11 protein-coding genes and 1 pseudogene are annotated in these 12478 nt (G+C 73.8%); 5 read left to right on the forward strand and 7 right to left on the reverse strand.

Going from position 1 to position 12478, the window contains the following annotated elements; genetic code table 11:
* Nucleotides 1-84: 84 nt before the first annotated feature.
* A complete protein-coding gene (locus tag KGS77_RS35010; protein WP_347404492.1) occupies nt 85-942 on the reverse strand; it encodes a hypothetical protein in 858 nt (285 codons plus the stop codon).
* Between the two features lie 35 nt (nt 943-977).
* On the reverse strand, nt 978-2042 hold the full coding sequence (locus tag KGS77_RS35015; RefSeq protein ID WP_347404493.1) for a hypothetical protein: 1065 nt from the start codon (nt 2040-2042) through the stop codon (nt 978-980).
* Nucleotides 2043-2344: 302 nt separating this feature from the next.
* On the opposite strand from KGS77_RS35015, the gene radA reads away from it, so the two are divergent.
* Nucleotides 2345-3880, forward strand: a complete 1536-nt coding sequence (radA, locus tag KGS77_RS14730) for a DNA repair protein RadA (RefSeq protein ID WP_242581591.1) — start codon at nt 2345-2347, stop codon at nt 3878-3880.
* A gap of 216 nt (nt 3881-4096) precedes the next feature.
* Nucleotides 4097-5245 (forward strand): DNA integrity scanning diadenylate cyclase DisA, encoded by a 1149-nt coding sequence (gene disA, locus KGS77_RS14735; RefSeq protein WP_242581593.1) that lies wholly within the window; start codon nt 4097-4099, stop codon nt 5243-5245.
* 35 nt (nt 5246-5280) lie between these two features.
* Here disA and KGS77_RS14740 read toward each other — a convergent pair whose 3' ends face one another.
* From KGS77_RS14740 to KGS77_RS14760, 5 genes and pseudogenes are all read right to left on the reverse strand, one after another.
* Entirely contained in the window at nt 5281-6270 is a 990-nt protein-coding gene (locus tag KGS77_RS14740) for an NAD-dependent epimerase/dehydratase family protein (protein WP_242581595.1), read from the reverse strand.
* Nucleotides 6271-6460: 190 nt separating this feature from the next.
* Nucleotides 6461-7146, reverse strand: a pseudogene (locus tag KGS77_RS14745) (aspartate/glutamate racemase family protein); the annotation flags it as partial.
* A gap of 94 nt (nt 7147-7240) precedes the next feature.
* The gene (locus KGS77_RS14750; protein ID WP_242581596.1) at nt 7241-8053 is read right to left on the reverse strand and encodes a hypothetical protein; all 813 of its coding nucleotides are present in this window, start codon (nt 8051-8053) and stop codon (nt 7241-7243) included.
* Between the two features lie 116 nt (nt 8054-8169).
* Nucleotides 8170-8709, reverse strand: a complete 540-nt coding sequence (locus KGS77_RS14755) for a pyridoxamine 5'-phosphate oxidase (protein WP_242581597.1) — start codon at nt 8707-8709, stop codon at nt 8170-8172.
* Nucleotides 8710-8752: 43 nt separating this feature from the next.
* Nucleotides 8753-9610, reverse strand: a complete 858-nt coding sequence (locus tag KGS77_RS14760; RefSeq protein WP_242581598.1) for a hypothetical protein — start codon at nt 9608-9610, stop codon at nt 8753-8755.
* A gap of 249 nt (nt 9611-9859) precedes the next feature.
* Here KGS77_RS14760 and KGS77_RS14765 point away from each other — a divergent pair, with 249 nt between their 5' ends.
* From KGS77_RS14765 to KGS77_RS14775, 3 genes are all read left to right on the forward strand, one after another.
* Nucleotides 9860-10810, forward strand: coding sequence for an A/G-specific adenine glycosylase (locus tag KGS77_RS14765; protein WP_242581599.1), 951 nt, complete (start codon nt 9860-9862; stop codon nt 10808-10810).
* Nucleotides 10811-11169: 359 nt separating this feature from the next.
* Entirely contained in the window at nt 11170-11721 is a 552-nt protein-coding gene (locus tag KGS77_RS14770; protein ID WP_136743912.1) for a SigE family RNA polymerase sigma factor, read from the forward strand.
* Between the two features lie 80 nt (nt 11722-11801).
* The gene (locus KGS77_RS14775; RefSeq protein ID WP_242581600.1) at nt 11802-12473 is read left to right on the forward strand and encodes a hypothetical protein; all 672 of its coding nucleotides are present in this window, start codon (nt 11802-11804) and stop codon (nt 12471-12473) included.
* Nucleotides 12474-12478 lie beyond the last annotated feature (5 nt).

Genomic DNA, 12478 nt, shown 5'->3' on the forward strand with positions numbered 1-12478 from the left:
GCGCGCTGAGCGGGCCCGCCGCTGAACGGACCCGGCGCTGAGCCGGCCCCTCGGCTTGGAGCGGCCGGCAGCCGCCTTCGCGCGTCAGCCGGCGGGGGCGTCGTTGCCACCGGGTGCCGGGGACGGCGGGCCCGGGGACGGGCCGGACGACGGTCCCGGGGCCGGTGGGCCGGACGACGGCCCGGAGTCCGCCGGCGGCGTGGCCGGGTGGGGCGGCTCCGCTCCGGGGCTCGGTGCGGGCGGACCAGGATTCGGACCGGGGTTCGGACCAGGGTTCGGACCGGCGGGTCCGGGATGTCCGCGATACCCGGGGGCAGGGCGGCCGGGAGCGGGGGCCGCGGCCCCGTCGCCTCGCCCGCCCCCGCCGCTCCCGTAACCGTCGTTGCCTCCGTGGTTCCCGTTGCCTCCGTAGCCGCCGCCGCTTCCGTTGCCCTCCAGCGTGACGGCCGTACCTCCGGGCTCCACCAGGACCCGGGTCCGCCAGTGCCCCGCGGGCTCCCGGCCGCCGTCGACGTACACCGTCACGGTCGTGGTCTGTCCCGGCCGCAGCACCCCGGCCGTGGCGCTCAACCGGAGCCACGGGGCGCCGGCGCGGACCGACCAGTGGACCGGCGTGCCACCGGACGCGGTGAGGGTGATGGCCGTGACGGCGCCGGCCGGCTGCGCGGTGACGGTCAGCCGGCCCGGTCCGCCGCGCGAACGGTCCGGCTCGCCGGGCCGCAGCGGCCGGCCGTCCGCGCCGATGACCTGCACCTCGACATCGGAGGCCCGGTCCGCTTCCGGACCCGGCAGGCCCGGGGACGTACGGGCGCTGCCGGCGTTCTCGTACGGACCGCCGTCGAGCCGGTACTGATCGCCGGTCTCGTTGGCCGTCGCCGTGGGGGCGTCCTGCCCCTCCCCCGTCTGCGGGGCTCCCCGGTAGGCCGCCCACAGGGCGAGCACCGGCGCCGCCAGGACCGTGGCGACCAGGGTCGTGGTCAGGGCGCGGGTGCGCAGCCGGTGCCGGCGCGCCGCCCGGTCCCTGGGGCCGACGGGAAAGCCCCTGCGGTCGTAGCGCGGAGAACCGTTTGCGCCACCCCCGGCCGGGGCACCCGCACGCCGCGCCCCGCGCCGCCGGTGACGCCCGCGCCCGCCACGCCCTCGGCCCGCCCGGACCGTGACCGCCGGGCCGCCGCCGTCGCCGCGTACACCGCCTCCCTGGGCGCCGTCACCAGGGGCAGCGTCCCCTGGGCGGCGGGCGCGGTGCCCGGCCAGGGTCCGTCGGCCGTGGCCCGCTCGGCGGTACGGCGGCACTCCGCGCACTCGTCCACGTGCCGTACCAGCTCCCGGCGCAGGGCGGCGCCCAGCAGCATCTGGGTGTCGCCCGCGACCTGTGCGACGTCGGGGCAGCGCCCGTACTCCACGACCGCCAGCGCGGCCCTGGTCCGCTCGACCTCGCAGGCCGCGCTGGAGAGCAGGGAGCGGGTGGCGCCGGGGTCCGTACCGAGGACGGCGGCGACCTCGGCGGGCGGCAGGCGGTGGCGGACGGACAGCTCCAGCGCCTCGCGCTGCTCGGGGGTCGTGCCGGCCGCCTCCGGCCAGGCGAGCGCGGCCAGTTCGCGCCGCCGCCGCTCCGCCTCGGACTCCTGTCCGGGCCCCGGCTGCCGTCCTGGCTGCTGTCCCGGCCCCGGCTCCGGCTCCGGCCCCGCGTCCGGACTCGCCGCCGCTCCCGACGGGCCGGCGGCCGTCCCGGCGGGGTCCTCCGCCCGCTCCGAGAGCCTGCGCAGACAGGCCCAGCGGGCCAGGGCGTACAGCCACGGCCGGTACAGGTCGTCCGCCGCGGGCCGCCGGCCGTGGTGCCGCTCGGCCAGGGCCACCACCTCTCCCAGGACCGCGGTGGCCGCGTCGTGCTCACACAAAACGGACAGGCAGTACGTGAACAGCCCGTCCAGGTAAGGCTCGTACCTCTCGGGAGGACGCTGTGGAGGCCGGCGGGACGCGCTGCTGTGCGCCCGGTGTGCGCCGGTGGTGTGCGTGGGGGGATCGGGCCTGCTGCTCATCACCCGGCGACGGTAGGCGGATGATGCAGGCGCTCTCGCGCCGCTTGGGCACTTTTAACCCTTACGGGTGACCATCTCCCTCAAAAGGGGACAGGAATCCGCCATTCCACTCCCGGTTCCTTCCCTCGTGCGTGCACTCCTACCCGCCCGCCGTCCCCCGCACCCACGTCCCGCTTCACCTTCCGTACGGGCCCGCTCCCCCTGCGTTCCGCCGCGATGCGCCGATCTTGCGAGGCCCTCCCCTTACCGGCCCGTTTCCCGCCTCCCGCACCGCGTTGTCAGACCCCACGGCTACGGTGAACCCCATGGCAACCCGTAAAACCCCGGCCAAGGAGCGCCCCTCCTACCGCTGCACCGAATGCGGCTGGACGACCGTGAAGTGGCTCGGCCGCTGCCCCGAGTGCCAGGCGTGGGGCACGGTCGAGGAGTTCGGCGGCGCCCCCGCGGTCCGTATGACCGCGCCCGGCCGTGTCACGACGGCCGCGCTGCCCATCGCGCAGGTCGACGGCCGCCAGGCCACCGCCCGGCCCACGGGCGTGGACGAGCTGGACCGGGTGCTGGGCGGCGGCCTGGTCCCCGGCGCGGTGATCCTGCTCGCCGGCGAGCCGGGCGTGGGCAAGTCCACGCTCCTGCTGGACGTCGCCGCGAAGGCAGCCGGCCCCGAGCACCGCACGCTGTATGTGACCGGCGAGGAGTCCGCGAGCCAGGTCCGGCTGCGCGCCGACCGCATCGGCGCCATCGACGACCACCTCTACCTGGCCGCCGAGACCGACCTGTCCGCGCTGCTGGGCCATCTGGACGCGGTCAAGCCCGCGCTGCTGATCGTGGACTCCGTGCAGACCGTCGCCTCCCCGGAGATCGACGGTGCGCCCGGCGGCATGGCGCAGGTCCGCGAGGTGGCCGGGGCCCTGATCCGGGCGTCCAAGGAGCGCGGGATGTGCACACTCCTGGTCGGCCATGTCACCAAGGACGGCGCCATCGCCGGCCCCCGCCTGCTGGAGCACCTCGTCGACGTCGTGCTCGGCTTCGAGGGCGACCGGCACGCCCGCCTGCGGCTCGTACGCGGCGTGAAGAACCGCTACGGCACCACCGACGAGGTCGGCTGCTTCGAGCTGCACGACGAAGGGATCACCGGCCTGGCCGACCCCTCCGGCCTCTTCCTGACCCGCCGCGCCGAGCCGGTGCCCGGTACGTGCCTGACCGTCACCCTGGAAGGCCGGCGCCCGCTGGTGGCCGAGGTCCAGGCGCTGACCGTCGACTCCCAGATCCCCTCCCCGCGCCGCACGACCTCCGGCCTGGAGACCTCCCGGGTCTCGATGATGCTGGCCGTACTGGAGCAGCGCGGCCGTATCAGCGCCCTGGGGAAGCGGGACATCTACAGCGCGACGGTCGGCGGTGTGAAGCTGACCGAGCCGGCCGCCGACCTGGCCGTGGCCCTCGCACTGGCCAGCGCCGCCAGTGACACCCCGCTGCCCAAGAACCTCGTCGCCATCGGCGAGGTGGGGCTGGCGGGCGAGGTCAGGCGGGTGACGGGCGTCCAGCGCCGGCTGGCGGAGGCGGCCCGGCTCGGCTTCACCCACGCCCTGGTCCCGGCCGACCCGGGCAAGATCCCGCCGGGCATGCGGGTGCTGGAGGTGGCCGATGTGGGCGAGGCGCTGCGGGTGCTGCCCAAGCACGTACGGCGTGCGGCCCCTGATGAGGACGCGGAGCGCGCGCAGGACCCGGGAAGGAGCCCGCGCGAGCGCCGCCGGGAGAGCGGACGCGAGGACGGGCGTGGGAGCGGGCGCGGCACGGCCCGGGGAAGCGCCCGGGAAAGCGTCCCGGAGGAGGCCCCCGCATAGGTACCTCACACAGGCCCTTACACAGGCCCCCGCACGGGTCCCCGCCAAGGACGCTCCGCCCCGGACGACCGGGCGCCGGTAGACTTTGCCCCGGTCTCGTCCGTCAATGAGGAAGCCGCCGCCCCACGTACGCGCTCAACTGCGTAACCAAGGCTTTGACCAAGGCTTCTGCCGGGCGGCCCGCGGCACCGACAGACCTTGCGACGGAGGAGTGCAGTGGCAGCCAACGACCGGGCAGCGTCTCCCGGCAGGTCCGGCTGGGGCCCCCCGTCCCGCAGGGCCGGGGACGGCGGCACCGACGGGCTGATGCGTGCCTCGCTGAGCGCGGTGGCACCGGGCACGGCCCTGCGCGACGGCCTGGAGCGCATCCTGCGCGGCAACACGGGCGGGCTGATCGTGCTCGGCTTCGACAAGACCGTCGAGTCGATGTGCACCGGCGGCTTCGTGCTGGACGTGGAGTTCTCCGCCACCCGGCTGCGCGAGCTGTGCAAGCTCGACGGCGCGCTGGTCCTGGACAAGGACATCACCAAGATCCTCCGCGCCGGGGTGCAGCTCGTCCCGGACGCCTCGATCCCCACCGAGGAGACCGGCACCCGCCACCGCACCGCGCAGCGGGTCTCCATCCAGGCCGGGTTCCCGGTCGTCTCCGTCAGCCAGTCCATGCGCCTGATCGCGCTGTACGTGGACGGTGAGCGGCGGGTCCTGGAGGAGTCGGCCGCGATCCTCTCCCGCGCCAACCAGGCGCTGGCCACGCTGGAGCGCTACAAGCTGCGCCTGGACGAGGTCGCCGGCACGCTCTCCGCGCTGGAGATCGAGGACCTGGTGACGGTCCGTGACGTGACCGCGGTCGCCCAGCGCCTGGAGATGGTGCGCCGCATCGCGACCGAGATCGCCGAGTACGTGGTCGAGCTGGGCACCGACGGCCGGCTGCTCTCCCTCCAACTCGACGAGCTGATCGCGGGCGTGGAGCCCGAGCGTGAACTCGTCGTACGGGACTACGTCCCCGAACCGACCGCCAAGCGCTCCCGCACGGTCCCCGAGGCGCTGTCCGAGCTGGACTCCCTCAGCCACGCCGAGCTGCTCGAACTGCCCATAGTCGCAAGGGCCCTGGGCTACAGCGGCTCGCCCGAGACCCTGGACTCGGCGGTCTCGCCACGCGGCTTCCGCCTGCTGGCGAAGGTCCCCCGCCTCCCGGGCGCGGTCATCGAGCGCCTCGTCGAGCACTTCGGCGGACTCCAGAAGCTGCTCGCGGCGAGCGTGGACGACCTCCAGGCCGTGGACGGCGTCGGCGAGGCCCGCGCCCGGACGGTCCGCGAGGGCCTGTCCCGCCTCGCGGAGTCCTCGATCCTCGAACGGTACGTGTAGCGGGGTACGCGAAGGGGCGCGCGGAGCGCCGGTGGTCACGCTTCCAGCAAGGCCGCCTCCTGCTCCGCCGACAGGCCGACCTCGGGCCGGCCCGGCCGCAGCGGCGCCCGCTCGCCCAGCCCCCGCAGCCAGGTCCAGGTGTCGGCCACCGTCTGACCGACCGGCCGGCAGCGCAGCCCGGTCTCCAGTGCCTTGGTCACATCGCCGCCGAACAACGTGTCGTACAGCTCGCTGTCCGGCGGGAGCCAGACCGGCAGTTCGGTCCACGGCTCGACACCGGCCGCGAGGATCTTCTCGGGCGCGGTCCAGCGCAGCTCCGCGCCGGAGCCGGTGACCCGCACACACGCCTCCAGCAGCTCGCCCATCGTGGCGTGCCCCTGCTCGCTCACCAGGTTGTAGGCACCGCCCAGCCCGCGTTCGACGGCATCCAGGGTCCAGCGGGCCAGGTCGCGTACGTCGATGTACTGGAGCGCCAGGTCGTGCGGACCGGGCGCCGGCACCGGCCCGCCACGGGCGATGCGCCCCAGCCACCACGGCAGCCGCCCGATGTTCTCGCCGGGCCCCAGGATCAGCCCGGCCCGGCCCAGCAGCGCCCGGTCCCCGAAGTGCGCCAGCGCGGCCAGCTCGCCGCCCCGCTTGTCCAGCGCGTACTCGGTCCGGTCCGCGTCGGGCGAGGCGCCGTCCACCAGCGGACCGTCCTCGGCGAGCCCGGCCGCGGCCGGATAGGCGTACACCGACCGGCTGGAGACGTACACATAGCGGCCGGCCCGGTCGGCGAGCAGCCGGGCGGTGTCCCGTACGGCCGACGGCGCCTCCTTCCAGGTGTCCACGACCGCGTCCCACTCGCCGTCCTTGAGGACCGCGAGCGTGGCCGGGTCGGTACGGTCCCCGCGCAGCGCCGCCACACCGGGCGGCGGTTCGTGCCGCCCCCGGTGGAAGACCGTCACCCGCCAGTCACGTGCCAGCGCCTCGCGTACGATCGCGCCCCCTACGAACTCCGTACCGCCCAGTACCAGAAGCCTCATACCGCGAGCGTGCCGCACGCAGGGCGCGCGGTGTGGCCTTCACGCCGACAGCGAAAACGAGTGACTGGACGGGGAGCGGGGGACGCTATGACGAGGCCGGGGAAAACGAGGGACCCGATGCCGAAAGAGCCGGTGACGGCTGGCCGTTGGGCGAGTGGTCGCCGGCCGGGCCCTCGGACGGGCCGTCGGTGGCCAGGGCGAGGTTCACGGCCGCCTCGGCGTGCAGATAGGTGGTCGGGAAGACCGGGACCGGGCTGTCCTCGGGCCCGATCAGCAGCTCGATCTCCGTACAGCCCAGTATGACGCCTTCCGCCCCGCCGCGATCAGCTCCGCGATGACGGCCCGGAAGTCCTGCCGGGACTCCTCGCGTACGACGCCGACGCACAGCTCCTCGTAGATGACCTCGTGGACCCGCCGCCGCCCCTCGGCGCCGGGGACGAGCACCTCCAGCCCATGGGAGGCCAGACGGCCACGGTAGAAGTCCTGCTCCATGGTGAAGGCGGTACCCAGCAGCCCGACCCGGCGAAGTCCCTTCGCGCGGACCGCGTCCGCCGTGGTGTCGGCCAGGTGCAGCAGCGGGATCCGTACCGCGTCCGCCACCTGCCCGGCGACCTTGTGCATGGTGTTGGTGCAGATCAGCACCATGTCCGCACCGGCCGCCTGGACCGCGCGCGCCGCGTCGGCCAGCAGCGCGCCGGCCTCCTCCCACCGGCCCTCCACCTGGAGCCGTTCGATGCGCGCGAAGTCCACGGAGTACAGCACGCACGGGGCGGAGTGCAGTCCGCCCAGCCGCTCCCGCGTCAGCTCGTTCAGCAGCCGGTAGTACTCCGCGGTCGATTCCCAGCTCATGCCGCCGAGCAGCCCGATCGTCTTCATCGGACCACTCTGCCACGAAGATCGGTACGGTGCCCAGCAGTTATCGCCCGGGCCGGGCGGCCGGCCCCACTCCCGGATGGCCAGGCCCTAGGGCCTAGGCTTCCTCGTCGGCCAGCACGAAGGACGTACGGACCGCGGTCAGCCCGCCGACCTTGGCCTCGACGAGGTACGTACCGGCCCGCACCGTGCCCGCGGCCGGTGTCGCGCACCGGGGGGCGCTCGGCTTGCGGTCCCACTCGACGGTACGCGTGACCACCCCGTCCGCCGGGACCTGCACCAGCGCGGCCCCGCTGGTCGAGGGGCAGTCGTCCGAGGCCCACACCCGCTTGTCGCTGGAGGTCTCGGTGATGGTGAGCACCGCGGCCCTGTGCCCGAGGTCGACCTTGCAGGCGGTGTCCGCGGAGTTCTTCAGCGTCACCTCGAACGTCGGCTTCTCCCCGGCCTTGAAGGTGTCCTTGAGGCTGCGCAGCTTCAACTCCGTCGTACCGGCGGGGCAGTTCGCCAGCGAGGAGCCCGCCTGTACGGCGACGGCGCCCGAGCCCTCTCCTATGGGCGTACCGACCCCGGCCGAGGAACCGGACCCGCCGCCGGACCCCGTACCGCCGTCGCCGCCACCGCCCGACCCGGAGGACGAGCCGGAGCCGGACCCGCTCCCCGAGCCGTCCCGGCCGCCCGGCTTCCGGCTGATCCCGGAATCGGTTTCGTTCGGTCCCGGCGTGATGGTCGTCGCGGGCCCGGGGCCCCGCCCGCCCTTGGCGTCGTCGCTCTTTCCGGCGTCGGTCCCGTCCCAGTTCAGTGCCCACACCACCAGCAGCGCGACCAGGGCGACGATGGTCAGCGCAACGGCCCTCCGCCGCCAGTAGATGGAGGAGGGAAGCGGCCCGATCGGATTGCGCAGAGATCCCACGCGGAAACTCTACGAGAGATCACCTGTCACACAGGTCAGTACCCGCCGCACAAAGCGGCAACTTTTAGCATCATCAGCTTTGGTGGGGGGTGTTTCTTGGGCTGGTTGGGGCTGTGTCATCCTCTTTGGTGCCACTCCTCCTTGTGTCCGAAGCCCTGGCCGTTGTCGATCAACCGCAGCCAGTCCAGGCGCAGTTCCCACAGTGCGGTGCGCTCCAGCGCCGCGCCCAGCCGGGCGTCCGCGGTGACGAAGGGGAAGCGCCCGGTGTACGCCTGCCACCCGGCCGCGCGCCGCGCGCCTTCCAGGCGCCGGCACACACCGCGGCCCTGCACGCCGGTCAGCTCCGTCCACTCCTGCCCGTCCTTCTGGGCGGTGCAGGCGACCCGCGCGCCGGCCGGGCCGCAGGCCGCCAGCGCCCGGCCGTGCCGGGTGGAGTCCGCGGTGACGAAGACCAGCGCCGGCACCGGGCCGTCCACCGGGGCGTACAGCACGGCGCACGCCTGCGGCCCGTCCTCGTCGGTGTAGGCGAGGGTCAGGGTGGTGTGCGCGGCCAGTGCCCGGCGCAGCGCGGGCGGGCAGCCACCGCCGCCGTCCTGTCCCTCTTCTCCCTCTTCCCGGGCCGGCTCCGCTCCGCTCCCGCGCGTGTTCTCGTCCATGTGCGCATCTTGGTTCATGCGCACAGCTTGGTTCGTACGCGCCTCATGCCGTCCCGCCGGGGGCGGGCGCGGGCGCGGTCTCCAGCAGTCCGCGCAGCGAGGTCTTCACACCGGCCGCGAAGGCGTCCCGTGCCTCGGGGCCGAGGAGGTCCAGGGACAGATACGGATTGAGGTCCTCCAGTTCGACCAGGAGGAGTTCGCCGTCCGGGGTCCGGCAGGCGTCCACGCGCTGGATGCCGTGATCGATGTCGTTCCAGTCGACGAAGCGCTGGGCGAAGGCCAGGTCCGCCGCGTCGGCCTGGTACGGCTCCAGGGCCCATCGCCGGTCGGGCCGGGGCGCGTACAGGGCGTACTGGAAGGTCCGGTCGATGAAGTAGAACGACACCTCGTACGCGAAGCGGATGCGCGGCTGGACCAGCACGTCGCCGTACGCCAGGTCCGGCAGCCGCCGGCCGGGGACGATCTCCAGTCCCACGGAGTCCGCGCCGAGCTTGGGCTTGACCACGTACTCGTCGGCCGCGGGCAGCCGGCCGGTGTCCTGGGCCCGGTCGACGGTGGGGATGACCGGGTACCCGGCGGCGCAGAGGTCGAGGAGGTACTGCTTGCCGAGCATGTCGGCCTTGCCCGTGAGCTGGTTGTAGACGCGCACGCCGTCCTTCAGCGCCCGGTCGCGGAAGTCATCGTACCGGTCCTGGTAGCCGAGGACGGGGCCGCTGTTACGGACCAAGACCGCGTCGTGGGCGCCCATCAGCGCGGCGGCGTCCAGGGGGTGGCACAGGGCGACGTCGAAGTCCTCGCGCAGGCGGGAGGAGAGGAGGATGTCCTCGTCGCAGTACCGCCGCCCGCGGGCCTCATAGGTCAGGTCGGTGACGTACAGAATGCTGGGCCGGGTGGCTGACATGACTCTCCTGGTGGAACGGCGCGCACCGGCGGGAACCGGCCGCGGAAGATCATTCTCCGCCACCGCCGTCCGCCACCGCCGTCCGCCACCACCGTCCGCCACCGCCACCGCGCCGGTCGGCGCCTTTGGCCCCGCGTCCGGCCCCCGCATCCGGCCTACGGGACGGAACCCGGCGTGCGGGTGGCGTGCGGCGCCGCTGGCCTGGTGTGTTTCCTGGTGGCGCGGCACCGTGCCAGGATCGACGGTGCGATGACTTCCATGCCTGCCACCTCAGCACCCGCCACCTCAGCACCGGCCACTTCAGCGCCCGCCGGCGGACCCGCCGACGCGGCCCTGCTGCACGGCCCCGTCACCGACTGGTTCGACGAGCACGCCCGCGACCTGCCCTGGCGCCGCCCCGAGGCCGGCGCCTGGGGTGTGATGGTCAGCGAGTTCATGCTCCAGCAGACGCCCGTCAGCAGGGTGCTGCCGGTGTACGAACAGTGGCTGGCCCGCTGGCCGCGCCCCGCCGACCTGGCCGCCGAGCCGCCCGGTGAGGCCGTACGCGCCTGGGGCCGGCTCGGCTACCCGCGGCGCGCGCTGCGGCTGCACGGCGCGGCCCGTGCCATACGGGAGCGGCACGGCGGCGACGTACCGCGCGACCACGCGGCGCTCCTCGCGCTGCCCGGCGTCGGCGAGTACACGGCCGCCGCGGTGGCCTCCTTCGCGTACGGGCAGCGGCACGCCGTCCTGGACACCAACGTCCGCCGGGTCCTGGCCCGCGCGGTCAGCGGCCGGCAGTTCCCGCCGAACGCCACCACCGCCGCCGAGCGCAAGCTCGCCCGCGCCCTGCTGCCCGAGGACGAGCCGACGGCGGCGAAGTGGGCCGCGGCCACGATGGAGCTGGGCGCGCTGGTGTGCACCGCCCGCGGCCCGGAGTGCGCGCGCTGCCCGATCGCGGCCCGCTGCGCCTGGCGGCTGGCCGGGTCGCCCGCGCACGACGGCCCGCCGCGGCGCGGCCAGACGTACGCCGGTACGGACCGGCAGGTGCGCGGGAAGCTGCTCGCCGTGTTGCGCGAGGCGGTGGCGCCGGTGCCGCAGCACGTACTGGACGCGGTGTGGGAGGAGCCGGTGCAGCGCGCCCGGGCCCTGGACGGGCTGGTGGCGGACGGCCTGGTCGAGCCCCTGCCCGGCAGCACGTACCGCCTTCCGGTGGGCTGAGCCCGCCCGGGCCCGGCCCGCTCCCCGGAGCCGGGCCCGCCCCGCCCTGCCCGATCCGCTCCGCCCTGCCCGGTCCGCCGCGCAGGGCCGGACGCCCTCCGCAGGTCCGGACGCCCTCCGCGGGGCCCGCCCGGGCCCCTTCCGCCGCCCGTCCCCCTCAAGACGTATGCCCCCGGCGCCCCGTACGTCTCAGGTATGACACCCGGCCCGCTGTTACACAACCGACGGTTTTCCGTGCTCTGGCTGTGGGTCCGACGCACATTACGTCGCAACACCCCCTCCGTAGCGTCTCTCCCGTGCTGGAGGAGACCACCGGCACGGTCAACGTGGGGAATCGCAAGCGGATCGGAGGCGTCGGAATGGCGACCAGCGGCGGCAAGGTACTGGACTTCGAAGAGTACGTGCGTACGCGGCAGGAGGCCCTGCTGCGCAGTGCCCGGCGTCTGGTGCCCGACCCGGTCGACGCCCAGGACCTCCTCCAGACCGCCCTGGTCCGTACGTACGGACGCTGGGACGGCATCGCCGACAAGTCCCTCGCGGACGCCTACCTCCGGCGTGTCATGATCAACACGCGGACGGAGTGGTGGCGGGCGCGCAAGCTGGAGGAGGTGCCCACCGAGCAGCTCCCGGACGCGAGCGTGGACGACGGCACCGAACAGCGTGCGGACCGTGCCCTCTTGATGGACATACTGGGAGTGCTCGCGCCCAAGCAGCGCAGCGTCGTGGTGCTGCGACACTGGGAGCAGATGAGCACAGAGGAGACCGCGGCGGCACTGGGCATGTCCACGGGGACGGTCAAGAGCACGCTGCACCGGGCGCTGGCCCGGCTGCGCCAGGAGCTGGAGAACCGTGACATCGACGCGCGCGTGCTGGAGCGCGGCGAGCAGGAGCGGGAGCGGTGCGCGGCCTGACCGGAGCCGAGACCAGCGGCTTAGCCACAAGCACGGTGAGCAGGAGCGGTTTGACCAGGAACAGGTTGACCAGGGGCAGGTTGACCACAGCCGGAGCGGCCACCTCGGGGGTGGCCGCCATCGGCCTTTTGCTGGCCGGGTGCAATCCGGGGGGCGAAGGCGTACGGACCGAGGGCTCGGCCAGCAGTTCCGCCGTACCCAAAGGCAGCGGGGTCAAGTCCTCGACCCCGTCGCCGTCCCCCTCGGTGACGTACAGAAAAGTCAACGCGGTCGAGTTGGTCAGACACGACCCGAAGGTCGGCGACGAGGTGAAGAAGTCCCTCGCCAAGCCGTGTGCCGCCGACGAGTACCCGGTGGAGGTCACCTACGCCTCGCTCACCGGCGGAACGGTCGCCGATGTGATCGTCAATGTGATGACCTGCGCGGACTCCGTCGGCATCGGCTCGTACGTCTACCGCAGCAACGGCGATTCGTACGACAATGTCTTCACCAATGAGAAGCCGTCGGTCTCCGCGGGCGTCAGCAAAGGAGAGCTGGAGGTCTCCGAGCAGACGTATGACACGGGTGACAAGGTGTGCTGTGCTTCCGGTGAGGATGTGATGACCTACCACTGGAAGGGCGGCCGGTTCGTGGAGTACGCCCGGCACCACACCGACTACAGCAAGGTCGGCGCCACCGACGACAACAACGACGACGAGCCCGCGTCCGAAAGCGGTCCCGCGGCCGAGGACGGCGCGGAAACGGAGGGTTGAGACAC

Source organism: Streptomyces sp. MST-110588 (assembly GCF_022695595.1).
In the GTDB taxonomy this organism is placed as follows: Bacteria; Actinomycetota; Actinomycetes; order Streptomycetales; family Streptomycetaceae; genus Streptomyces.

Coding starts and splice junctions, on each gene's coding strand:
- radA (WP_242581591.1), top strand. CDS start 2,345: ATGGCAACCCGTAAAACCCCGGCCAAGGAGCGCCCCTCCTACCGCTGC.
- KGS77_RS14740 (WP_242581595.1), bottom strand. CDS start 6,270: ATGAGGCTTCTGGTACTGGGCGGTACGGAGTTCGTAGGGGGCGCGATC.
- KGS77_RS14755 (WP_242581597.1), bottom strand. CDS start 8,709: ATGGACGAGAACACGCGCGGGAGCGGAGCGGAGCCGGCCCGGGAAGAG.
- KGS77_RS14760 (WP_242581598.1), bottom strand. CDS start 9,610: ATGTCAGCCACCCGGCCCAGCATTCTGTACGTCACCGACCTGACCTAT.
- KGS77_RS14765 (WP_242581599.1), top strand. CDS start 9,860: ATGACTTCCATGCCTGCCACCTCAGCACCCGCCACCTCAGCACCGGCC.
- KGS77_RS14770 (WP_136743912.1), top strand. CDS start 11,170: ATGGCGACCAGCGGCGGCAAGGTACTGGACTTCGAAGAGTACGTGCGT.